The 21,790-nt window shown below is 50.9% G+C and carries 22 protein-coding genes and 1 other annotated feature; of the genes, 5 read left to right on the plus strand and 17 right to left on the minus strand.

What is annotated here, in order from left to right; all coding sequences use genetic code 11:
• Window positions 1-12: 12 nt before the first annotated feature.
• The 15 genes from arnA to thrS form a co-directional block, all read right to left on the minus strand.
• Window positions 13-1,995 carry a bifunctional UDP-4-amino-4-deoxy-L-arabinose formyltransferase/UDP-glucuronic acid oxidase ArnA gene (gene arnA / locus ACO0U8_RS02520; protein ID WP_390975097.1) on the minus strand — a complete coding sequence of 661 codons (1,983 nt, stop codon included), beginning with the start codon at window positions 1,993-1,995 and terminating at the stop codon, window positions 13-15.
• On the minus strand, window positions 1,995-2,975 hold the full coding sequence (arnC, locus tag ACO0U8_RS02525; protein WP_056773473.1) for an undecaprenyl-phosphate 4-deoxy-4-formamido-L-arabinose transferase: 981 nt from the start codon (window positions 2,973-2,975) through the stop codon (window positions 1,995-1,997). Before arnC ends, arnA begins: the two co-directional genes overlap by 1 nt.
• Entirely contained in the window at window positions 2,975-4,117 is a 1,143-nt protein-coding gene (arnB, locus tag ACO0U8_RS02530; protein WP_122096216.1) for a UDP-4-amino-4-deoxy-L-arabinose aminotransferase, read from the minus strand. Before arnB ends, arnC begins: the two co-directional genes overlap by 1 nt.
• Before the next feature lie 332 nt (window positions 4,118-4,449).
• Window positions 4,450-5,235: a vitamin B12 ABC transporter ATP-binding protein BtuD gene (btuD, locus tag ACO0U8_RS02535; RefSeq protein ID WP_421670211.1), complete on the minus strand. Its 786-nt coding sequence runs from the start codon at window positions 5,233-5,235 to the stop codon at window positions 4,450-4,452.
• A 30-nt stretch (window positions 5,236-5,265) separates the two neighbouring features.
• A complete protein-coding gene (locus ACO0U8_RS02540) occupies window positions 5,266-5,817 on the minus strand; it encodes a glutathione peroxidase (protein ID WP_122096214.1) in 552 nt (183 codons plus the stop codon).
• 59 nt (window positions 5,818-5,876) lie between these two features.
• Window positions 5,877-6,884, minus strand: coding sequence for a vitamin B12 ABC transporter permease BtuC (btuC, locus tag ACO0U8_RS02545; protein WP_421670212.1), 1,008 nt, complete (start codon window positions 6,882-6,884; stop codon window positions 5,877-5,879).
• Between the two features lie 147 nt (window positions 6,885-7,031).
• Window positions 7,032-7,466: a DUF2502 domain-containing protein gene (locus tag ACO0U8_RS02550; protein ID WP_122096212.1), complete on the minus strand. Its 435-nt coding sequence runs from the start codon at window positions 7,464-7,466 to the stop codon at window positions 7,032-7,034.
• A gap of 781 nt (window positions 7,467-8,247) precedes the next feature.
• A complete protein-coding gene (gene ihfA, locus ACO0U8_RS02555; protein ID WP_004089944.1) occupies window positions 8,248-8,544 on the minus strand; it encodes an integration host factor subunit alpha in 297 nt (98 codons plus the stop codon).
• Between the two features lie 4 nt (window positions 8,545-8,548).
• A complete protein-coding gene (pheT, locus tag ACO0U8_RS02560) occupies window positions 8,549-10,936 on the minus strand; it encodes a phenylalanine--tRNA ligase subunit beta (RefSeq protein ID WP_421670213.1) in 2,388 nt (795 codons plus the stop codon).
• A gap of 14 nt (window positions 10,937-10,950) precedes the next feature.
• Window positions 10,951-11,934, minus strand: a complete 984-nt coding sequence (pheS, locus tag ACO0U8_RS02565; RefSeq protein WP_056773454.1) for a phenylalanine--tRNA ligase subunit alpha — start codon at window positions 11,932-11,934, stop codon at window positions 10,951-10,953.
• Between the two features lie 99 nt (window positions 11,935-12,033).
• Window positions 12,034-12,158: a sequence feature (Phe leader region), on the minus strand.
• Complete coding sequence (gene pheM, locus ACO0U8_RS02570) at window positions 12,109-12,153, minus strand: pheST operon leader peptide PheM (protein ID WP_106120997.1); 45 nt, start codon at window positions 12,151-12,153, stop codon at window positions 12,109-12,111. (Overlaps the previous feature by 45 nt.)
• Window positions 12,159-12,283: 125 nt before the next feature.
• Window positions 12,284-12,640, minus strand: coding sequence for a 50S ribosomal protein L20 (gene rplT / locus ACO0U8_RS02575; RefSeq protein ID WP_056773451.1), 357 nt, complete (start codon window positions 12,638-12,640; stop codon window positions 12,284-12,286).
• A gap of 41 nt (window positions 12,641-12,681) precedes the next feature.
• Window positions 12,682-12,879: a 50S ribosomal protein L35 gene (gene rpmI / locus ACO0U8_RS02580; RefSeq protein WP_056773448.1), complete on the minus strand. Its 198-nt coding sequence runs from the start codon at window positions 12,877-12,879 to the stop codon at window positions 12,682-12,684.
• A 95-nt stretch (window positions 12,880-12,974) separates the two neighbouring features.
• A complete protein-coding gene (gene infC / locus ACO0U8_RS02585; protein ID WP_013576136.1) occupies window positions 12,975-13,526 on the minus strand; it encodes a translation initiation factor IF-3 in 552 nt (183 codons plus the stop codon).
• A 3-nt stretch (window positions 13,527-13,529) separates the two neighbouring features.
• The gene (thrS, locus tag ACO0U8_RS02590) at window positions 13,530-15,458 is read right to left on the minus strand and encodes a threonine--tRNA ligase (RefSeq protein ID WP_122096209.1); all 1,929 of its coding nucleotides are present in this window, start codon (window positions 15,456-15,458) and stop codon (window positions 13,530-13,532) included.
• A gap of 291 nt (window positions 15,459-15,749) precedes the next feature.
• Here thrS and ACO0U8_RS02595 point away from each other — a divergent pair, with 291 nt between their 5' ends.
• Window positions 15,750-16,430 carry a MarC family NAAT transporter gene (locus ACO0U8_RS02595; RefSeq protein WP_122096208.1) on the plus strand — a complete coding sequence of 227 codons (681 nt, stop codon included), beginning with the start codon at window positions 15,750-15,752 and terminating at the stop codon, window positions 16,428-16,430.
• A gap of 23 nt (window positions 16,431-16,453) precedes the next feature.
• Here the strand turns inward: ACO0U8_RS02595 and ACO0U8_RS02600 are convergent, their stop codons facing one another.
• The gene (locus ACO0U8_RS02600; RefSeq protein ID WP_082465712.1) at window positions 16,454-17,089 is read right to left on the minus strand and encodes a transglycosylase SLT domain-containing protein; all 636 of its coding nucleotides are present in this window, start codon (window positions 17,087-17,089) and stop codon (window positions 16,454-16,456) included.
• Window positions 17,090-17,412: 323 nt separating this feature from the next.
• Between ACO0U8_RS02600 and ACO0U8_RS02605 the strand changes: the two genes are divergently transcribed.
• Window positions 17,413-18,282: a fructosamine kinase family protein gene (locus tag ACO0U8_RS02605; protein ID WP_056773440.1), complete on the plus strand. Its 870-nt coding sequence runs from the start codon at window positions 17,413-17,415 to the stop codon at window positions 18,280-18,282.
• A 108-nt stretch (window positions 18,283-18,390) separates the two neighbouring features.
• On the opposite strand, the gene ACO0U8_RS02610 is transcribed toward ACO0U8_RS02605, so the two are convergent.
• Window positions 18,391-18,939 (minus strand): YniB family protein, encoded by a 549-nt coding sequence (locus ACO0U8_RS02610; RefSeq protein ID WP_056773435.1) that lies wholly within the window; start codon window positions 18,937-18,939, stop codon window positions 18,391-18,393.
• Between the two features lie 193 nt (window positions 18,940-19,132).
• Here ACO0U8_RS02610 and hxpB point away from each other — a divergent pair, with 193 nt between their 5' ends.
• The 3 genes from hxpB to kduD all read left to right on the plus strand — a co-directional run bounded on the left by hxpB (window position 19,133) and on the right by kduD (window position 21,773).
• Window positions 19,133-19,798, plus strand: a complete 666-nt coding sequence (gene hxpB / locus ACO0U8_RS02615) for a hexitol phosphatase HxpB (RefSeq protein ID WP_421670214.1) — start codon at window positions 19,133-19,135, stop codon at window positions 19,796-19,798.
• 299 nt (window positions 19,799-20,097) lie between these two features.
• On the plus strand, window positions 20,098-20,934 hold the full coding sequence (gene kduI / locus ACO0U8_RS02620; protein ID WP_056773426.1) for a 5-dehydro-4-deoxy-D-glucuronate isomerase: 837 nt from the start codon (window positions 20,098-20,100) through the stop codon (window positions 20,932-20,934).
• 77 nt (window positions 20,935-21,011) lie between these two features.
• A complete protein-coding gene (kduD, locus tag ACO0U8_RS02625; protein ID WP_421670664.1) occupies window positions 21,012-21,773 on the plus strand; it encodes a 2-dehydro-3-deoxy-D-gluconate 5-dehydrogenase KduD in 762 nt (253 codons plus the stop codon).
• The last annotated feature ends 17 nt before the right edge of the window (window positions 21,774-21,790 follow it).

A 21,790-nucleotide genomic window follows, 5' to 3' on the forward strand; every position in this document is an offset into this window, starting at 1 on the left:
AATGGCACCGTTTCAGGAGTGATCCGCTTCCGGGTTTACGGAGCGCAGGAAGAAATCCAGGGTGTCGGCGACGGTTTTATCCATGCCCACTTCCGGTTTCCAGCTCAGCAGGCGACGGGCATTTTTGATGCTCGGCGTGCGGTGCTCAACGTCCTGATAGCCTTTGCCGTAATAGGTGCTGCTTTCCACCAGATTGAAACCGGCAAACGGCGGGAACTGTGCGCGCAACGGATGCGCTTCAAAGCTCGCCAGCAGCATTTCCGCCAGTTCACGAATACTCGCTTCGTTGGTCGGATTACCGATGTTGATGATCTGGCCGTCACACAGGTTGTCACGGTTTTCAATGATGCGGAACAAGGCTTCAATACCGTCGTTGATGTCGGTGAAACAGCGTTTTTGCTCGCCACCGTCAACCAGTTTGATCGGCGAACCTTCTACCAGATTGAGGATCAGCTGAGTGATTGCACGGGAGCTGCCGATACGCGCGGCATCGAGGTTATCCAGTCGCGGCCCCATCCAGTTAAACGGACGGAACAGCGTGAACTTCAGGCCTTCTTTGACGCCGTATGCCCAAATTACTCGGTCCAGCAACTGTTTGGATACTGAGTAAATCCAGCGCTGTTTGTTGATAGGCCCGACGATCAGACGCGAGTTATCCTCGTCAAATTCCTTGTCATCACACATGCCGTACACTTCAGACGTGGACGGGAAAATGATGCGTTTTTTGTATTTCACACAGTCACGAACGATTTTAAGGTTTTCCTCAAAATCGAGCTCGAACACGCGCAGCGGATTACGGGTGTATTCGATTGGCGTGGCGATGGCAACCAGCGGCAGCACAACGTCACATTTTTTGATGTGGTATTCGATCCACTCGGAATGAATGCTGATATCGCCTTCAACAAAGTGGAAATGCGGATTGCCCATGAAGCGGCTGATAGCATCAGAACTGATGTCCAGACCGTAGATCTCGTAACGGTCTTCACGCAGCAAACGCTCGCTCAGGTGGTTACCGATAAAGCCGTTTACGCCCAGGATCAGCACGCGGGTACGGCGTTTCATCACCGCAGTAGGCAGTGTGGAGAGACGCATTTCCGGCATAATGCCCAGTTCCAGCGCCAGACGAGAACCCTGAACGTACAACCCGTTTTCACTCTGACCGGCCTGGATCTGCAACGCACCTTCGCCACAGGCAATGGTCAGCGGATCAGCGCAAAGGACGGTGCCCGGTTGTTTGTCGTGCTGAGTGTTCAGCGGCAACGCGCGCCAAACCGTCAGTTTTCGTTGCCCGAGGAAAGTGAACGCACCCGGATAAGGTTCTGTTACGGCGCGGATCAGGTTGTTAATCTCAGTGGCTGATTTATGCCAATGAATTTCACCGTCAGCCGCCGTACGGCGACCAAAGTAGCTCGCCTGCGCTTCATCTTGCGGCGTCAGGGTTATCTTGCCTGCTTTCATTTCTGGCAGTAAATCGGTCAGCAGTTCTTTCGCCGCTTCGCGTACTTTCGCGTGCAGCTTCAGTGCCGTGTCATCTGAGGCGATCGCCACTTTACGCTGGCCGACAATGTCACCGGCATCAGGGCGCTTCACCATTTTGTGCAGGGTGACGCCGGTTTCAGTTTCACCATTGAGCAGCGCCCAGTTTACCGGTGCGCGGCCACGGTAACGCGGCAGCAGTGAACCGTGCAGGTTAAAACCGCCCTGCGGCGCGAGAGATAAAATCTCTTCGCTGAGCATATTGCGATAGTAGAAAGAAAAAATCACATCAGGCTGCAAGGCGCGAATACGATCAATCCACAGCGGATGATTCACGTCTTCCGGCGCGTATACCGGCAGATTTAATTCGGCACCCTGACGGGCGACAGAAGAAAAGAATTGGTTTTCATTCGGTGCATCCGTATGGGTAAAGACCGCCTGAACGTCATAACCGGCATCAACCAGAGCCTGTAAACCAACGCAACCAATATCATGGTAGGCAAATACAATCGCTTTCATCACTCTTCTTCCTGACTGTTTTCTTCGGAACGAACGCCGACGACTTTTTGAACGAAATAACGGGGACGTGCGCGAACATCGTTGTAGATCCGCCCGATGTATTCACCGAGTAATCCCATGCCGACAAACTGCGCACCGATAAACATAAATAGCAAAGCAAAGAGGGTGAACACCCCGTCCGCAGCCCAGGCCGGGCCGTGAATCAACCGCATGAGGATCAGGAAAATCGCCAGCACGAAACCGAAGATGGCGATCGCACTGCCGACAACGCTAAGCATGCGCAGCGGCGTGGTGGTCAGGCAGGTGATCAGGTCATACATCAGGTTAATCAGCTTCATCAGGCTGTATTTGGAATCACCAAATTCGCGCTCAGAATGCTGCACCGGAATTTCCACGGTTTTCCGTGCAAAGGTGTTCGCCAGAATAGGAATAAAGGTACTGCGCTCGTGACAATGCAGCATCGCCTCAACAATGTGGCGACGGTAAGCCCGCAACATGCAGCCGTAGTCGCCCATCGATTTGCCGGTGGCGCGCTGAATCATCATGTTGATCATTTTGGAGGCGGTTTTACGGAACCAGGAATCACGGCGGTTTGCCCTTACCGTGCCCACGACGTCATAACCCTCATCGGCTTTCGCCACCAGACGCGGGATTTCTTCCGGCGGGTTTTGCAGATCGGCATCAAGGGTGATGACCAGATCGCCGGTAACATGGCTAAAACCGGCCATGATCGCCGAGTGCTGCCCGTAATTGCGGTTAAGCAAAACCGCGATGATGTGGCTGTCAGGCTGCTCTGCGGCGGCGGCAAGCATGTCGCCGGAGCTGTCGGCGCTGCCGTCATCCACCAGGATAATTTCATATTGCTGCGTCAGTTGCTGACACGCTGCCTGAGTACGCGTCAATAACGCGGGCAGGCTTTCTTCTTCGTTGTAGACCGGGATAACCACCGAGACTTTACGAATAGGTTCATAATGCGCCACTACTGCGCCTCCAAAAGGGAAAAAAGAGCCGAGACGACACGATCAACGTCGCTGTCCTGCATATCAGGGAACAGCGGCAGGCTGCACAAACTGGCTGAGTTCCATTCACTGTTTGGCAGGCTAAGTTGCGGATAACGTTCGCGGTAATATTTTTGAGTGTGGGCAGCCCGGAAATGTAAACCGGTCCCGATGCCCTGCTCTTTCAGACGTTCCATCAGTGCATCGCGGTTTATGCCACAACGTTTTTCATCTACGCGGATCATGAATAAATGCCAGGCGTGAAGATGCGGGTAATCCGGCACTTTCATTGGCAGATACGGCGAGCCTTGTAATTTATCGAGGTAACGTTGCGCCAGTTCGGCACGACGGGCGTTCATTTCACTCAGGCGTTTGAGCTGCACGACAGCAATGGAGGCATGAATGTCTGAAAGATTGTATTTGAAGCCAGGCTCGACCACTTCTGCCTGCGGTTTGCGCCCCTGAACCTGCCGGTCAAACGCATCGACCGCCAGCCCGTGGAATTTCAGCGCACGCACTTTGGCGGCCAGCTCATCGTCGTCAGTTGCAACCAGGCCACCTTCGGCGCAGGTCATGTTTTTAATCGCGTGGAAGGAGAAAATTGCCGTTCCCTGCGCGCCAACCCAGCGATCGCGATAACGCGTACCGACGGCGTGAGCCGCATCTTCAATCACCGCAATACCATGCTGGTTTGCCACGGCGTATACAGGGTCGAGATCTAAAGGGGCACCGGCGTAATGCACAGGAATGATTGCTTTGGTTTTAGGCGTAATGGCGGCGGCAATAGCCTCTGCGCTGACCATCAGCGTGTCCGGGTCCACATCAATCATCACCGGCTCGGCACCGAGCAAAACAATCATGTTCAGCGTCGACACCCAGGTCTGAGAAGGTGTAATCACTTCGTCGCCGGGGCCAATGCCCAGCGCCATCAATGTAACGTGCATTCCACCCGTTGCGGAGCTGACCGCAATGGCATGTTTACAACCAAAGGCAGCAGAAAAATCTTGTTCAAGCTGATGTGTCTGCGGGCCGGTCGTGATCCAACCTGAACGCAACACTTGCCCTACAGCCTCGATCTCTTCTTCGCCCATAGACGGACGGGAGAAAGGCAAAAAGTTTTCCATTTCACTATCCCAAAAGGTAATTAGCTCAACACGACTGTAGACTGTGTTTATTTAACCGTAAGTAAACACCGCCCTGAATTTTGGATCTTATGATGTCGGTTTAAGCTTAATTTAACCTTAAGGATTTGCCAGTTTTGTGAAGTTAAACAGAAGTTAAATAGGAAGGGGATAAATAGTATCGTCGATTACAAAATCAATAAAAACAATAACTTAAAGTATATTAAGGATTTATTAAAAAAATGAACTTTATTAATAGAACCTCAGGCAGTGTTTTTTATGAACGATGAGAGTGTTTCGTGTTTAAAATAGGGTTCGTTAATATAATTAAACCGCTATTCATTTAACGAAAAAGGCGTCGCCGTGGTCATTATCCACTGACGTCCGGCAAGAGAATGTATCTGAAATTGGACGTTGTATACCTGAGAAAGCCTTTCAATCTGCATGACGTCAGCACATTCACCGGCAGCCACAACGTTTCCCGCCGACATCAGCCACACCTGACGGGCATAATGTAAGGTGTGATTGAGATCGTGATCGCTCATCACAACAGCGCGGCCTGAGGCGCAGAACTCCGTCAGCAATTGATCCAGCGCCTGCTGCTGTGCCACATCAAGGCTGTTCATCGGTTCATCCAGCAATAACATCAGCGAATCTGGATTCACTGACGGCCATACCTGCAATAACACGGCCGCCAGCCGTACCCGCTGCCATTCGCCGCCAGAAAGATGCGTGACTCGCTGCGCCAGTTTATCGCTCAGCTGTAAAGCGTCACAAAGACGCGCAATCGTCTTTTCAACGGCGGCAGGTTGAGCAAGGCGGGGCTGGTGCAAAGATAAGTATTGAAACACCGGCATCATGGACGCCGGGGTCAGCTGCTGGCAAAGCCAGGCACGATAACGCGCTAGCTGCAAGCCACCGAGATCGGCAACCCGCTGGCCGTTAAACTGCACATCACCCGTCAGGGTGCCCTTTCCTTCAAATACCCCCGCCAGCCTTGCCAGTAAGGTACTTTTACCCGCGCCGTTCGGCCCGATAAGGTGAACGCGGCTGCCCGGCGCAATCTTCGCGCTGAATGCACGAAGGCGCCCTTCCACACTGATTTCACGACACTCCAGCATCCGCGCTCCCTGCCCTTCGACGTTAATGAATTACTTCGCCAGTGCGGCCTTAATCGCTTCCATCAGAATCGGATCTTCCGGTGCCATGTCAGGTGCGAAACGCTGGACGACAGTGCCGTCGCGGCCAATCAGGAATTTTTCGAAGTTCCACAGGATATTTTCAGGTTTCACCGGCTGACGCCCTTTACTCGCCAGACGCTCGTAGAAACCGCTGGCTTCAGGTTTGACCGCCTCAGGACGGGCAGCAATCAACGCGCTGTATAGCGGGTGACGGTTTTCGCCGTTGACGTCAATTTTGCTGAACATCGGGAATTTAACGCCAAACTGCGTGGTGCAGAACGTTTTGATTTCATCTTCTGTGCCCGGTTCTTGCGCGCCAAATTCGTTGCAAGGGAACCCGAGGACTTCAAAACCCCGGTCATGCCAGGCCTGATAAATATTTTCCAGACCTTCGTATTGCTTGGTCAGGCCGCATTGTGACGCCACATTGACCACCAGCAACACCGAACCTTTGTAATCGCCAAGCGTTTTGGTTTCGCCATCAATGGTTTTCAGGGAGATATCAAAAATGTCATTACTCATCGCTTTTTATCCTGATAGGTAGAAGGTAGGGAGAGAATAGTTGATCTCTTGAAAGATGATCAGCGTATTTGTCCGGCTCTGACAAGTAGCCAGATGAAAACGGGTGCGCCCAGCGTCGCCGTGACGACACCGATCGGCAACTCCGCCGCGTACAACCCGATGCGTGCCAGCACATCCGCCAGCAGCAATACTGCCGCACCGCACAGCGCGCAGGCCGGAAGCAGACGACGCTGGTCGGTCATACCGCACAAACGGAGAATATGGGGGATCACCAGACCGATAAACCCTATCACACCTGCCAGCGCAACGCTCAGGCCGACCATCCAGCCGACGGCCAGCACCAGAATATAGCGCCAGGATGTCAGGGAAACGCCCAGTTGCTGCGCCTGCTGCGTACCCAGTGAAAGCAGGTTCAGCGTCTTACCCTGACCTGTCAGCCAGAGCAGAACCGGTAACAGCATGACGCCGAGCCAGACTTGTCGCCAGTCCACCCCACCGAAACCGCCCATCATCCAGTACATCAGCTGGCGTAAATCCAGATTGCTGCTGAAGTAAATAGCCCAGGTCATCAGGGCGCTGCACACAATACCAATGGCAACACCCACCAGCAGCAGACGGGCATTATTCAGCCGATGCCTGCGCGCGGCGTATAACAGAAAGAAAGTGACGACTAACGCCCCCGCCACGGCAGCCAGACTCATGACCCAAACCGGCAGCATCCCGTGACTGAGCATCACACAAAAGACCAGCGCGACACCCGCGCCGTTCGCCACGCCAAGCAGGCCGGGTTCCGCGAGCGGATTTTCAAACAGTGCTTGCATGACGGCACCGGCGACAGCCAGACTCGCGCCGACCAGAATCACCGCTATCGCACGCGGTAAGCGTAACTGCCAGACAAATAACCGCGCTTCATTACTGAGCCATTGATCCGGCCACAGCCAGTTTTCGCCCGCGCTGAGACTCAGCCCCAGCACCAGAATTAAGAGCACGCTCAGACCGTAAAGCCCGCGCCGATCACGCTTTTTTTGCTGATGTTCCAGGGTCGAAAAGGTCTGCCGGTTAGACATGAATTGCAGTTTCCGGGGGCTGAAAGGAATAGTAGTGATCTCGCTATCCTACCGATATTAAACAGTTAGCTCCACTGCGCGGAAACAGAAAATGAAAAAGCCGGTGACTGAGCACCGGCTTTTTGTATTTTGCAAAGACGATCAGGGTTAACGGCCTGGCTGACCATTGGGCGGAATCGGCTGGCCGTTCCCCTGATGACCGCTATTGCCACCCTGATGATTATTGTTGCCACCACCCTGATGTCCGTTGTTATCACGGTGATCACCGCCATCCGGGCGGCCCTGATTATGCGGCTGCTGTGGCGGCCGTGGCGCGCTATGACCTCGCTGAGGCGGTTTGGCATCCCAGCGGTTGCCGTGCCAGTACATCCCGCGCTCGTTACGCTCACCATAATGATGGCCCTGATGCGCGCGCCACCACTGCGGCGGACGCCAGTCGTAACCATCCCAGTAGTAACCGCGCTGATCCTGATCCCCGAGGTGAAGCGTTACGCCAGGTACGTTAACGTCAATGGAAACATTTGCCTGTGCGATCACAGGCAAGGCCAGCGCACAACAAAGCAATAAGAGAGATTTTTTCACGGTAGTCACGCCTTCTATATTTTATATGACGTGTTTTTTATATCAGGGGGGTACAGAACTGACTATGAGCCAAAGGCGGATTTTCGTTTAACTTGCTGCGGGCTTACGTAATAAATACAAACGTATCCTGATTGAAATAATTCAACAGGCGTGAATGTGTTATCTGTTCAATTCTTATTGAAATATTAACGAACCTTAACGCAAGCCTGACAACAGCTTATTCAGTAATTATTTATACTCGCTCTGTTTATTCAAAAAGGATCTATTTTATGCGTCGTATTTTAGCCCTGTTAAGTATTGGCCTGGTTGTTGTCAGCCTGAGCGGTTGTCTGTTTCCTCCGTTTTGGGGCCCTGGTGGCGGCGGTCACGGTGGTGGTCATGGCGGCGGGGGTCCTGGTGGACCTCGCATGTTCTATAACCATTAATTATCTTTCGAATTCAATTTATTCCGGCGAAAGCGGATAAATAATCCACTCCATTTCCCGCTACCGGTTTAATCATTTCATTTAAGGGGCTTCGGCCCCTTTTCTGTTTCTGATGTTGTGCTTTTATTTTGTTATTTTATTTATGTCACAAAATCGGCTTCAGCATAGCGCAAAGAAATAATAAGAGTCTTTAGCGCGTGAATTAAATCTATCAGACTAATCCTGAACCGCCCACCGCTTTAACACTATCTTTTCGCTTTCTGTGCGAATTACTTAAAACCCTGGAAAATTACCCACCAGCAGAATAATTTTGGTTAAAAAAAAGGCCGCTTTCGCGGCCTTTTAGAAGATGTTACTTATTCTTTCGGAGTGGCATTCTCAACGCGACTCTTCAATTTCTGTCCCGGACGGAAAGTCACCACACGACGCGCCGTGATCGGAATATCTTCGCCGGTTTTCGGGTTACGTCCCGGACGTTGGTTTTTGTCACGCAGATCGAAATTGCCAAAGCCAGACAGTTTAACTTGTTCGCCATTTTCCAAAGCTCGACGGACTTCTTCGAAAAATATTTCAACAAGGTCTTTGGCATCCCGTTTGCTAAGCCCAAGCTTCTCAAACAGGTGTTCTGACATTTCAGCTTTAGTAAGCGCCATAGGTTCAATCCCTCAAGGATGCTTGGAATCGCTGTTTTAGAGCCTCTACGCATTTTGCAACGGTAGCGGCGATCTCCTCTTCTTCCAGTGTACGGGCGGTATCCTGCAACACCAGACTGATAGCCAGGCTCTTGTAACCTTCAGCTACGCCCTTGCCACGGTACACATCAAACAAGTTTACGCCAACTACCTGATTTGCGCCAACTTTCTTGCACTCAGCCAAAATATCGTCTGCGGGCACGTTTTCAGCCACAACAACGGCGATGTCACGACGGTTCGCCGGGAAGCGGGAAATCTCTTTCGCATCAGGCAGTACGCGGTCTGCGACCTTATCCCACAGCATTTCGAAGACCACAGTACGGCCATTGAGATCGAGTTTACGTTCCAGTTCCGGATGGACTACACCAATGAAACCAATACGTTCGCCGCGTAAATAAATCGCTGCGCTCTGCCCCGGATGCAATGCAGGATTGGCTTCAACCCTGAACTGCACGTCGTTCATTTTGCCGGTAAGCTCAAGAATAGCCTCAAGATCACCTTTCAAATCGTAGTAGTCAACTGCCTGACGCGCCAGATCCCAATGCTCTTCATTTTTATTGCCGGAAATCACGCCAGACAGCATGACGTCCTGACGGATACCTAAATCAGCTTGAGTATCAGGCACAAAGCGCAGACCGCTTTCGAATAAACGCACGCGACTTTGCTGGCGATTTTGGTTGTTAACGACCGCAGTCAGCAAGCCAGACCACAGGGAAAGGCGCATTGCTGACATTTCCACGGAGATCGGACTTGGCAGAATCAGCGCGTCTTCGCCCGGATGCAGCAAGGCCTGCACTTTAGGATCAACGAAGCTGTAAGTGATGGCTTCCTGGAAACCACGATCAACCAGCAGATTTTTCACACGTTTCAGCGACAAATTGGCTTCACGGTGACGGGTCATTTCAAGATTCGCTTTTACCGGCACATCTGGAATGTTGTTGTAACCGTAAATTCGGGCAACTTCTTCCACCAGATCTTCTTCGATCTGCATGTCAAAGCGCCAGCTCGGTGCGACTGCCACCCAGTGATCGCCGTTATGGGCAACGTCACAACCCAGTCGGGTCAGAATATCCGTGACCTGTGCATCCTCAACATGGTGACCAATGAGGCGATCCAGTTTTTCGCGACGCAACGTAATGGTTGCCGCTTTCGGTAAATCTGACGCAGAAGTCACATCAATGACCGGACCGGCTTCACCGCCACAAATGCTTAACAGCAGCGCGGTGGCACGTTCAATGGCTTTGAACTGCAGTTCAGGGTCAACGCCACGCTCATAGCGGTGCGATGCATCAGTGTGCAAGCCCTGACGGCGTGCGCGGCCTGTGATCGCCAGCGGAGCAAAGAATGCCGACTCCAGCAATACATCCTGCATTTCGTCATTAACTCCAGAGTGCTCGCCACCGAAAATACCGGCCATTGCCAGCGCTTTTTGGTGATCGGCAATCACCAGCGTGTCTTCTTTCAGCTTTGCTTGCGTACCATCGAGCAGCGTAAGCGCTTCATCTTTTTGCGCCATACGCACCACGATACCGCCATTGATACGGCTGAGATCGAAGGCATGCATTGGCTGACCCAATTCCAGCAGCACGTAGTTGGTAATATCCACTACGGCATCAATAGAACGGGTGCCACAGCGACGCAGTTTCTCACGCATCCACAGTGGCGTTGGCGCTTTAACGTTGATGCCTTTCACCACGCGGCCCAGATAGCGAGGACACGCTTGCGGTGCCTGAACATCGATAGACACTGATGCGTCGATCGTTGCAGCTACGGCTTTCATCTCAGGTTCGTTGAGTGGAAGCTGATTAACCACGGCCACGTCGCGCGCTACACCGATAATACCGAGGCAATCTGCACGGTTTGGCGTTACGCTGATTTCGATGGTGCTGTCATCCAGCTTCAGGAATTCGCGGATATCTGTTCCGACCGGCGCATCCAGCGGCAGCTCGATGATTCCGTCGTGATCTTCGGAAATGCCCAGCTCGGAGAACGAGCAGAGCATCCCTTCTGAAGGCTCACCGCGCAGTTTTGCGGCTTTGATTTTGAAATCACCCGGCAGTACGGCACCGACAGTTGCCACGGCAACTTTGAGGCCCTGACGGCAGTTTGGTGCGCCACACACGATGTCCAGCAGGCGATCGCCGCCCACGTTCACTTTGGTGACTCGCAGTTTGTCTGCGTTAGGATGCTGACCGCACTCCACAACTTCGCCTACCACCACGCCATTAAATGCGCCAGCGACAGGTTCAACACCGTCAACTTCCAGGCCGGCCATCGTGATTTGATCGGATAATGCTTCGCTGCTGATGGCTGGGTTTACCCACTCACGCAACCAGAGTTCACTGAATTTCATGTGATATTCCCGCCTTACTTAAACTGTTTGAGGAAACGCAGATCGTTTTCGAAGAATGCACGCAGGTCAGTCACGCCGTAACGCAACATGGTCAGACGCTCCATGCCCATACCGAAAGCAAAACCGGAATACACTTCCGGATCGATACCGACGTTACGCAATACGTTCGGGTGCACCATGCCGCAGCCCAGCACTTCCAGCCATTTACCGTTTTTGCCCATGACGTCAACTTCCGCTGAAGGCTCTGTAAACGGGAAATAGGAAGGACGGAAACGGATCTGCAAATCAGCTTCAAAGAAGTTGTTCAGGAAATCGTGCAGCGTACCTTTAAGGTTGGAGAAGCTGATGTCTTTATCAACAATCAGGCCTTCCATCTGATGGAACATCGGGGTGTGAGTCTGGTCGTAGTCGTTACGATAAACACGGCCCGGCGCGATAATACGAATCGGCGGTTGCTGATCCTTCATGGTACGGATCTGCACACCCGATGTTTGGGTACGCAACAAGCGCTTGGCATCAAACCAGAAAGTATCATGGTCTGCACGTGCCGGGTGATGGCCGGGAATATTCAGGGCATCAAAGTTGTGATAATCATCTTCGATTTCCGGGCCAGTCTCGACGGTAAAGCCTAATTCACCGAAAAAGGTTTCGATGCGGTCAATAGTACGGGTCACCGGATGCAAACCACCGTTTTCGATGCGACGGCCAGGCAAGGAAACGTCTATCGTTTCTTCGGCGAGACGCGCATTCAGCACCGCAGACTCCAGCGTATTTTTGCGCGCATTCAGGGCTTCCTGAACCTGCGTTTTCGCTTCATTGATCACGGCACCCGCTGCCGGGCGTTCTTCCGCAGGCAATTCACGGAGGGTCGTCATCTGGAGTGTCAGGTGGCCTTTCTTACCCAGATACTCAACACGCACGTTATCGAGCGTGGCGATATCCTGAGCACTCTCTACGGCTGCCTTGGCATTGGCAACCAGCTCTGCGAGATGTGGCATTGCTTTCCTCTTCTTCTGGCCAATATGGCCCGATGTAAAATAACCGTGATTAATCAGGGGCGCGATTTTGACCCTGAACCTTAGTTTATAAAGCACAGATACAAAAAAGCCTCCACGAGGGAGGCTTAGGCGCTACTTTTCGTTTCTTCTCTTACGCGCGAAAGCCTTCCTGAGTCAGGCGCTAAAGTAAAAAAAGAAACGGAAAATAGCAGCATTCATGCTTGCGTTACCTTGTTGATGGACACTCTTGAACCGAAAATGAATCGACGTTGTCGCTATTAAACAACGAATCGGACTGATTTCAAACACAAAATATAAAAGAGGGAGCAAGCTCCCTCTTTCACCTGACTTACGCCAGTGCTGCTTTCGCTTTCTCAACCAGAGCGGCAAATACCACTTTGTCGAAGACTGCGATGTCAGCCAAAATCTTACGGTCAATTTCAATAGAAGCTTTTTTCAAGCCGTTAATGAATTTGCTGTAAGACATGTCGTTCTGACGAGCTGCTGCGTTGATACGCGCGATCCACAGCTGACGGAACTGACGTTTCTTTTGACGACGGTCACGGTAAGCGTATTGACCAGCTTTGATAACAGCCTGGAATGCAACACGATATACGCGCGAACGGGCACCGTAGTAACCTTTCGCCTGCTTTAAAATTTTCTTGTGACGTGCACGTGCAATCACACCACGTTTTACGCGAGCCATATGCTCTCCTGAGTTTTATATTCTAAATGAAAAAAGTGTATTTATGCGTACGGCAGACATGCAGAGACAAGGCCCAAATCGTTCTTGGATACCATGCCTTTTGGACGCAAGTGACGTTTACGCTTAGTAGCTTTTTTGGTCAGAATATGACGCAGGTTTGCGTGCTTACGCTTAAAACCACCGTTGGCGGTTTTTTTGAAGCGTTTAGCGGCGCCGCGTACTGTTTTGATCTTTGGCATTTTACATTCCACTTCGCATTGTTATTAACATGAATCAGAAAGGCGAATCCAGCATACGCGGTGCGAACACCGCGCAGCAGGATTACTTGGAAGCCTTACTGTTTCTTCTTAGGTGCGAGCACCATGATCATCTGACGACCTTCGATCTTCGTAGGGAAGGATTCGACAACGGCCAGTTCAGAATCTTCACACAGGTCTTTACGGACGCGGTTAAGCACTTCCATACCGATCTGTTGGTGCGCCATTTCACGCCCACGGAACCGCAGGGTGATTTTGGCTTTATCGCCATCTTCCAGAAAGCGAATCAGGTTGCGTAGTTTGACCTGATAGTCGCCATCATCGGTACCAGGTCGGAATTTAATTTCCTTAACCTGAATAACTTTTTGTTTCTTCTTCTGCTCTTTAGTCGACTTGCTCTTCTCGTAGAGGAATTTGCCGTAATCCATGATTCGACAAACTGGCGGCTCGGCATTCGGACTGATTTCTACTAAATCGACGCCCGCTTCCTCAGCTTTTTCAAGAGCTTCATTCAGACTGACAATACCAATCTGCTCGCCATCGACGCCTGTGAGGCGAACTTCTTGCGCGCGAATCTCTTTGTTAATGCGATTAGGACGCGCCGGTTGAACTCGTTTTCCGCCTTTAATACTTTATTCCTCCAGTTGATGAAGACTTCTGCTGCGGATCTCCGCCAGCAGTTTGTCAACGACTTCGCTAACGTCCATGCTTCCTAAGTCTTTGCCGCGGCGAGTTCGAACGGCAACTTTGCCCGCTTCGACCTCTTTATCGCCACAAACTAACATGTAAGGAACACGGCGTAGCGTGTGTTCGCGAATTTTAAAGCCAATCTTCTCATTTCTCAAGTCGGCTTTAACGCGAATGCCTGCTTCTTGCAGTTTTTTAGTTAATTCTTCGACATAGGTAGCTTGTGTATCAGTGATATTCATGATCACTACCTGAACCGGAGCCATCCATGTTGGGAAGAAGCCTGCGTATTCTTCAGTCAGAATACCAATGAAGCGCTCCATTGAACCCAGGATAGCACGGTGAATCATTACCGGGACCTGACGGTCGTTACTTTCGCCAATATAAGAGGCGTTCAAGCGACCAGGTAATGAAAAGTCGAGCTGCACGGTACCACACTGCCACGCACGATCCAAACAATCGTGCAAGGTAAATTCAATTTTTGGACCGTAGAACGCACCTTCACCCGGCTGATATTCGAACGGAATCTCATTTTCTGTCAGTGCTGCCGCCAGATCGTCCTCTGCACGAGTCCACATTTCGTCAGTACCAATGCGCTTCTCAGGACGGGTGGATAATTTCACCACAATCTTCTGGAACCCAAATGTACTGTACATATCGTAAACCATGCGGATGCAGCTGTTCACTTCGTCGCGCACCTGCTCTTCAGTACAGAAGATGTGTGCATCGTCCTGAGTGAAGCCGCGAACACGCATCAGGCCATGCAATGCGCCTGATGGCTCATTACGGTGGCAGCTGCCGAACTCGGCCATACGCAGCGGCAGATCACGGTAGGATTTCAGACCCTGATTAAAGATCTGAACGTGTCCCGGGCAGTTCATTGGTTTGATGCAATATTCACGGTTCTCAGAAGACGTGGTGAACATGGCCTCTTTGTAGTTTTCCCAGTGCCCTGTTTTTTCCCACAGCACACGGTCCATCATGAACGGACCTTTCACTTCCTGATAGTCGTAAGACTTCAGTTTCATGCGCACAAAGGCTTCCAGCTCGCGGAAGATGGTCCAGCCGTCATTGTGCCAGAACACCATACCTGGCGCTTCTTCCTGCATGTGATACAGGTCAAGCTGTTTACCGATTTTACGGTGGTCGCGCTTACCCGCCTCTTCAAGGCGTTGCAGATAGGCGTTGAGTTGTTTTTTCTCAGCCCACGCGGTGCCGTAAATGCGTTGCAGCATTTTGTTGTCGCTGTTACCACGCCAATACGCACCAGAGGTTTTCTGCAATTTGAAATGATGGCAGAAACGCATATTAGGCACGTGCGGACCACGGCACATATCAACATATTCTTCGTGGTGATACAGGCCCGGACGGTCATCATGACTGATGTTTTCATCCAGGATCGCCACTTTGTATTCTTCGCCACGGCTTGCAAAGGTATCGCGTGCTTCCTGCCAGCTGACTTTCTTTTTAATAACGTCGTAATTCTTTTCAGCCAGTTCGTGCATGCGCTTTTCAAGCAGTTCGATGTCTTCCTGAGTCAACGTACGATCTAAATCCACGTCGTAATAGAAGCCATTGTCGATAACCGGGCCGATTGCCATTTTGGTATCCGGCCACAATTGTTTAATGGCATGACCCAAAAGGTGCGCACAGGAGTGGCGCAGAATTTCAAGACCGGCTTCGTCTTTGGTAGTAATGATCGCCAGTTGAGCGTCTGTCTCGATAAGATCGGTGGCATCAACCAGCTCACCGTTTACGCGACCTGCGATACAGGCTTTGGCCAGACCAGGTCCGATATCAAGCGCAACATCAAGGGGGGAAACGGGACGATCAAAAACGCGCTGGCTTCCGTCAGGAAGAGTAATAACAGGCATGTTAATTCCTTAATCTACAGTGGTGCCCCACACGACAGAGCACATCTAGAAAAATATTTGAGTGTAAATTCATTTAGTTATTCACGCTATTCAGCTTTACTTTGCCAAATATAGACACCTTCGATACATCAAGAGAGTGTACCGGGATGCGACGTAAAAACAGGCAAGGAGTTTACCATCCGTAAAGTGCGAATTTCCAGCGACCTGTGTTGCTAAAAGCGGATATTTTTCGTGTAATCCCCCCCTGACACGCTAAGGTAACCACAGCAGCATTTCAAAAAAGGGAAGGATATGACAGAAGTCAGGCAGTTATTTGAAGTTTTGGGATTGGGCCTGATGGTACTGCTTCCGCTGGCAAATCCACTGACAACCGTGGCATTAATGCTCGGGCTTTCAGGGAATATGACCACTCAGGAAAGAAACCAGCAATCGCTGATGGCCTCGGTGTATGTATTTATCATCATGATGGTGGCGTATTACGCCGGACAGGTGGTGATGAATACGTTCGGGATTTCGATTCCCGGCCTGCGAATTGCGGGGGGGCTTATCGTCTCCTTTATCGGCTTCAGAATGCTTTTCCCGCAGCCACACGTCGAAGAAAGAATTCTTATCGAGAACAAAACGGCGGAAATGAAGAAACAGGATTCGCCAAATATCGCTTTTGTGCCTCTTGCTATGCCAAGTACCGCCGGGCCGGGCACCATTGCCATGATCATCAGCAGTGCTGCGACCGTGAAATCATCTGACTATCCGCACTGGATTATTACCGTTGCACCGGTGATGATTTTCTTTTTAGTGGGCATGATTTTGTGGATTTCACTACGCAGTTCAGGCGCCATTATGCGTCTGGTCGGTAAAAGCGGGATTGAAGCGATTTCGCGTCTGATGGGATTTTTGCTGGTGTGTATGGGCGTTCAGTTCGTCATCAACGGTATTATTGAGATTATCAAAACCTTCCCGCCAGCAGCCTGAACCGCGGGCGGGAAATTCAATGCTTACCGCATCGCGAGGTAAGCATTGTTCACTTTCCACAAGTAACGTGGCGCCTGTGGAGCAGGATGTTTGTTCTGAACATGCTGATAAAACTCCGTTGGCGACATCTGGTTGATCTGAGCAATCGCGAATGTTTTATCTTTCGCGAAGGTTCTCAGCAACGCGCCAGCACCGTTGACATAGGCTACGGTAGTGGCATAACGGCGCGTCTCAGGGTTATTTATACCAGCGAGCTGTTGCTGCAAAATGCTCAAATACGCGGTGCCCAAATCGATATTCACCGCAGGATCTTTCAGATCACGCGGTGAAGGCTGACCGTAGCGTCCTTTCATCCGGTAGGCATCGCGTCCTGCCGTTGAGGCCTTTAGCTGCATTAACCCAATCGCATTCGATTTACTGACAACGGTTGGGTTATATCCAGATTCGACCTGAATGATGGCTTTTACCAGTGTTTCATCTACGCCGTAAGTGCTTGCCGCCTGGCGAATCACTTCGCCGTAGGGGCCCTGATGCATTAATGATGTATCAGCCCGTGAAGGCGGTGATGGTTTCAAAAAATGCGTCGTCTGAACCGGCGTTTCTTTAGCGCAACCCGCCAGTAATAGCGCGGCCATCAAATAAAGAATGTTTGGTTTCACATTATCTCTCTCGCGACTTGGACGAGATGTAGCATATACATCTTCTTTCCTCACCTGAATATATTTTTAGTCTATTATTATTAATGTTTTGTTAAACAAAGGGGTTAGAAGCATGTCGATAAGATAATTCTGCTTATAAAACCTCTTTCACTTCACATATTCTGAAATTAGCATTTTCGTTGTTTTTCAAGTTCAGGAAGTCTGCATCTCATAGGGCGAAAATTAACACCGTCTTCTGGTTCAGCCGTGCGCCGGATCGGGTTTTTGAAGCGGAAAAAACGCTAACTTAATGAATTATCGGGCCAGTCAGAAGGGGTCATACCATGTGGCAAGCCGTCAATCGTTTGTTGAGTGAACATCTGGGCAGTGCAGAAATCCGCGAACGTGTTGAGCTTCCGGGAGGTGAAATACATCCCGCCTGGCGGCTGAGTTATGGTGACAGGGATGTGTTTGTGAAATGCAACGCGCGCGAAATGCTGCCTATTTTCGCCGCCGAAGCCGATCAACTCGCCCTGCTCGCCCGCAGTCAGACAGTCCGCGTTCCTGAGGTTTATGGCGTGGGCAGTGACCGGGATTACAGTTTTCTGTTACTTGAATATATTCCGCAAAAATCTCTCGATGCGCATAATGCCTATCTTTTAGGTCAACAACTTGCCGCTCTGCACCAGTGGAGTGAACAACTGCAGTTCGGGCTGGATTTCGATAATGAACTGGCAACACTTCCTCAGCCCAACAGCTGGCAGAGACGCTGGGCAACATTTTTTGCCGAACAACGCATCGGCTGGCAATTACAGCTGGCAGCTGAAAAAGGCATGATTTTCGGCAATATAGACGACATCACTGCAATGGTTCATGGGCGGCTACAGAACCATCAGCCTCAGCCTTCCCTGCTGCATGGTGATTTATGGCCGCATAATTGTGGACTCTCTGAAAACGGTCCGGTGATTTTCGATCCTGCCTGTTACTGGGGCGATCGCGAGTGCGACCTGGCGATGCTGCCATTATATCCTAACGTTCCGCCTCAGCTTTACGACGGCTATCAGAGCAAGACGCCGCTTCCCGACGACTTCATTTCGAGGCAACCGATATACCAGTTATATTATCTGCTGAACCGCAGCAATTTATTCGGTGGCCAGCATCAGGTCGTCGCGCAACGCGCGGTGGAAAGGTTGTTACACGAAGATTTTAATTAGCAGGATACATGAGTAAATGCACAAACGAATAAGGCCTGAATAACTGAAATATTCAGGCCTTATTTATGCGTCAAGGCGGCTTAAATTAACCCGCCGGTTTCACCGGGGTCACCCCAGTAAACCTAATAATTTCAAAATGAAATAGCCGATAACCGCAATGATGGCGGGCAGAATATACAGCGGAAAATATTGCACAAGAATGGTATGTCGGGGGATCACGATGCGCTCTTCAATCTGGGGACGTGTACGCCCTTCTGCGCCTTTTGCCTGCTCAAGTATCAGCTGATCCTGAATGCCTTCCCGAATATGTTTCACCTGACGTGACATTCTTGCGCCAGAAGCCTGAAGTGCCAGCCCGACGAAGATCAGCCAGTAGATAACGAAGAACATAATATTCGCGCTGGTGAATCCCTGCCCCAGTGACGGCACAGGCGAGTTGTACCAGAACACGTTGAGGAATGTGGTGTTAAAACGCGCCATGTCCACCATAACATGGACAAAATCCAGCATTACCGCGTTGATACCCTCTTGAGTTTTAGTGTGTTCATTAATGAAGTTAAGCAATGAAATCAATGTGGAAAGCAGCGCGGGAATGAAAATTATCCACCCGGCAACTCTTTTCAGGACCGCGACACGCCCGGCTTGTTGGTACGTCATGAATTCCCCTTGTTAGGACGTCTTTATCTTCCGCTAAGTTTACCCACAGAAAGTCTGAACCGCTCATCATTTTAACCAGTTAGCAAAATACTGACCTGAAAATGGCTGCTTTAGGATTTTTTGCAACAGATTTAACCCTTTCTCAGCCGGTGATACAGTAACAGTCTAATTCACTGATATGGAGTTCGCCCGCATGGCCTATGCCCGCCCCGTTAACGCCGCAATTTTCGATATGGATGGTCTGTTGATTGACTCTGAACCTTTATGGGTTCAGGCAGAGCTGGATGTTTTTAGCAGCCTCGGTGTGGATATCTCACAGCGCCATTTACTGCCGGATACCCTTGGTTTGCGCATCGATCAGGTGGTGCGGATGTGGTATCAGGTATTGCCGTGGCAAGGCCCAAGCCAGGAAGAAGCATCGGCGATGGTCATCGCCCGCACCCTTGAACTGGTGGAACAAACTCGCCCGCTGTTGCCTGGCGTCACGCACGCGCTGGAGCTTTGCCGCGATCAGGGGCTGAAGATCGGTCTGGCCTCAGCATCGCCACTGCATATGCTGGATACCGTACTGGAAATGTTTAACCTGCAATCGTATTTTCAGGTTCGCGTCTCTGCAGAACACTTACCCTACAGCAAGCCACATCCGGAAGTTTACTTACTCGCCGCCGCACAGTTACAGGTGGATCCGCTGCATTGCGTGACGCTGGAAGACTCGTTTAACGGCATGATCGCGACGAAAGCGGCACGTATGCGCTCAATAGTGGTGCCGGCTCATGAGTTCAGTGCAGATCCTCGCTGGGCCCTGGCCGATAGCCGGCTTTCTACTCTCGAAGAATTGCGTCCTTCGCACATCAGCTGAACCTGAGGCGCAGCGCATTCTTGCAGCTGCGCCTCCTCTCCTCCTGCTAAATCCCTCGCGTTATCTGCACTAAAACTGACATCACAACGGATTAATGTCAGAAATCTTGAGCTGCCTCAAAAATAAATAAAACGTTATTTCATTTTTATTGAATTCATATACCGATGACCTTATGATTTCTGCAACACGGACGAGCCGGGAGCTCTCCTGCTTCTGTACGCTGTCACTGCCACGCAACGGTCAGACTAGCCCGGCAAGTCCTCCTTTATATGCACAACACAACGCACAAGAGGCACGACATGCAAGTTCGTCAAAGCATTCACAGCGACCACGCTAAAACGCTCGATACTGCTGAGTTACGCCGCGAATTTCTTATCGAGAAAATTTTCGAAAGAAATACTTACACCATGACCTATAGCCATATCGACCGCATCATCGTCGGTGGCGTAATGCCCGCTGAAAAATCGGTTTCTGTCGGTGATGAAGTCGGTAAGCAACTCGGTGTCAGCTATTTCCTTGAGCGACGTGAGTTGGGCGTGATAAACATTGGCGGGCCAGGTATTATCGTCGTTGATGGCACAACGTATGAGATTGGTCATGAAGAAGCGCTGTATGTGGGCAAAGGCGCAAAGCAGGTTGAATTCAGCAGCATTGATACGACAAAACCCGCCAAGTTCTATTACAACAGCGCCCCTGCGCACACCACTTTCCCAAACAAAAAAATCACGCTGGCAGAAGCATCGCCGCAAACCATCGGTGATGCTGCCACCAGCAACCGCCGGACAATCAACAAATTCATTGTTCCGGACGTGCTGGAAACCTGTCAGCTGACCATGGGGCTGACCAAGCTGGAAGAAGGCAGCCTGTGGAATACCATGCCGTGCCATACGCATGAACGCCGCATGGAAGTGTATTTCTACTTCAACATGGAAGAAGAAACCGCCGTCTTCCATATGATGGGCAAACCACAGGAAACGCGCCATCTGCTGGTGCATAACGAACAAGCCGTAATTTCACCCAGCTGGTCGATCCATTCCGGCGTCGGTACTAAGAATTACACCTTTATCTGGGGCATGGTGGGAGAAAACCAGGTCTTCGACGATATGGATCACGTCAAAGTCAGCGAAATTCGCTAATCCAGCGACTCCGCCATGATATGGCGGAGTCATCCAATCTTTCAGGCGAACGTGCCGAAGCAAAAGAGACTCTGATTATGATCCTCAATGCGTTTGAATTAACAGGTAAAGTCGCCATTGTGACCGGTTGCAACACGGGTCTTGGACAAGGAATGGCGCTGGGACTGGCGCAGGCCGGGTGCGACATCGTGGGCATTAATGTTTCTGAGCCAGGCGAAACGGCTGAAAAAATCATGGCTACCGGACGCCGTTTTCTGGATCTCCGTGCCGATCTGAGCAGTATTCAGGGCATTCCTGAACTGATTGTTCAGGCGCTTAATGAGTTCGGCCATATTGATATTCTGGTTAACAATGCAGGCATTATTCGCCGCGAAGATGCCATTGAGTTCAGTGAAAAAAACTGGGACGACGTGATGAACGTCAACAGTAAGACGTTATTCTTTATGTCTCAGGCAGTGGCTAAACAGTTTATTAAGCAAGGCACCGGCGGGAAAATCATCAACATTGCCTCAATGTTATCCTATCAGGGTGGGATCCGCGTACCTTCGTATACAGCGTCTAAAAGTGCGGTGATGGGCCTTACGCGACTGATGGCCAATGAATGGGCCAAACATGGGGTTAACGTCAATGCTATTGCGCCGGGCTATATGGCGACTAATAATACTGAGCAGCTCCGTTCAGACGGTGAACGCAGCAAGGAGATCCTCGATCGTATTCCTGCGGGACGCTGGGGTTTACCGGAAGATGTAATGGGGCCGGTGGTGTTTCTGGCCTCTCAAGCGTCTGATTACGTCAATGGATATACCATTGCCGTGGACGGAGGCTGGCTGGCACGCTAACTGAGAATACGTGACAG

Source organism: Rahnella sp. EDr1-12 (assembly GCF_049206505.1).
Classification (GTDB): Bacteria; Pseudomonadota; Gammaproteobacteria; order Enterobacterales; family Enterobacteriaceae; genus Rahnella; species Rahnella rivi.

What these genes read in the sequence shown, in the direction of transcription:
- arnA (WP_390975097.1), bottom strand. Translation starts at nt 1,995, where the DNA reads ATGAAAGCGATTGTATTTGCCTACCATGATATTGGTTGCGTTGGTTTA.
- arnB (WP_122096216.1), bottom strand. Translation starts at nt 4,117, where the DNA reads ATGGAAAACTTTTTGCCTTTCTCCCGTCCGTCTATGGGCGAAGAAGAG.
- btuD (WP_421670211.1), bottom strand. Translation starts at nt 5,235, where the DNA reads ATGCTGGAGTGTCGTGAAATCAGTGTGGAAGGGCGCCTTCGTGCATTC.
- ACO0U8_RS02540 (WP_122096214.1), bottom strand. Translation starts at nt 5,817, where the DNA reads ATGAGTAATGACATTTTTGATATCTCCCTGAAAACCATTGATGGCGAA.
- btuC (WP_421670212.1), bottom strand. Translation starts at nt 6,884, where the DNA reads ATGTCTAACCGGCAGACCTTTTCGACCCTGGAACATCAGCAAAAAAAG.
- ihfA (WP_004089944.1), bottom strand. Translation starts at nt 8,544, where the DNA reads ATGGCGCTTACTAAAGCTGAAATGTCAGAACACCTGTTTGAGAAGCTT.
- pheT (WP_421670213.1), bottom strand. Translation starts at nt 10,936, where the DNA reads ATGAAATTCAGTGAACTCTGGTTGCGTGAGTGGGTAAACCCAGCCATC.
- pheS (WP_056773454.1), bottom strand. Translation starts at nt 11,934, where the DNA reads ATGCCACATCTCGCAGAGCTGGTTGCCAATGCCAAGGCAGCCGTAGAG.
- rplT (WP_056773451.1), bottom strand. Translation starts at nt 12,640, where the DNA reads ATGGCTCGCGTAAAACGTGGTGTGATTGCACGTGCACGTCACAAGAAA.
- rpmI (WP_056773448.1), bottom strand. Translation starts at nt 12,879, where the DNA reads ATGCCAAAGATCAAAACAGTACGCGGCGCCGCTAAACGCTTCAAAAAA.
- thrS (WP_122096209.1), bottom strand. Translation starts at nt 15,458, where the DNA reads ATGCCTGTTATTACTCTTCCTGACGGAAGCCAGCGCGTTTTTGATCGT.
- ACO0U8_RS02595 (WP_122096208.1), top strand. Translation starts at nt 15,750, where the DNA reads ATGACAGAAGTCAGGCAGTTATTTGAAGTTTTGGGATTGGGCCTGATG.
- ACO0U8_RS02605 (WP_056773440.1), top strand. Translation starts at nt 17,413, where the DNA reads ATGTGGCAAGCCGTCAATCGTTTGTTGAGTGAACATCTGGGCAGTGCA.
- ACO0U8_RS02610 (WP_056773435.1), bottom strand. Translation starts at nt 18,939, where the DNA reads ATGACGTACCAACAAGCCGGGCGTGTCGCGGTCCTGAAAAGAGTTGCC.
- hxpB (WP_421670214.1), top strand. Translation starts at nt 19,133, where the DNA reads ATGGCCTATGCCCGCCCCGTTAACGCCGCAATTTTCGATATGGATGGT.
- kduI (WP_056773426.1), top strand. Translation starts at nt 20,098, where the DNA reads ATGCAAGTTCGTCAAAGCATTCACAGCGACCACGCTAAAACGCTCGAT.
- kduD (WP_421670664.1), top strand. Translation starts at nt 21,012, where the DNA reads ATGATCCTCAATGCGTTTGAATTAACAGGTAAAGTCGCCATTGTGACC.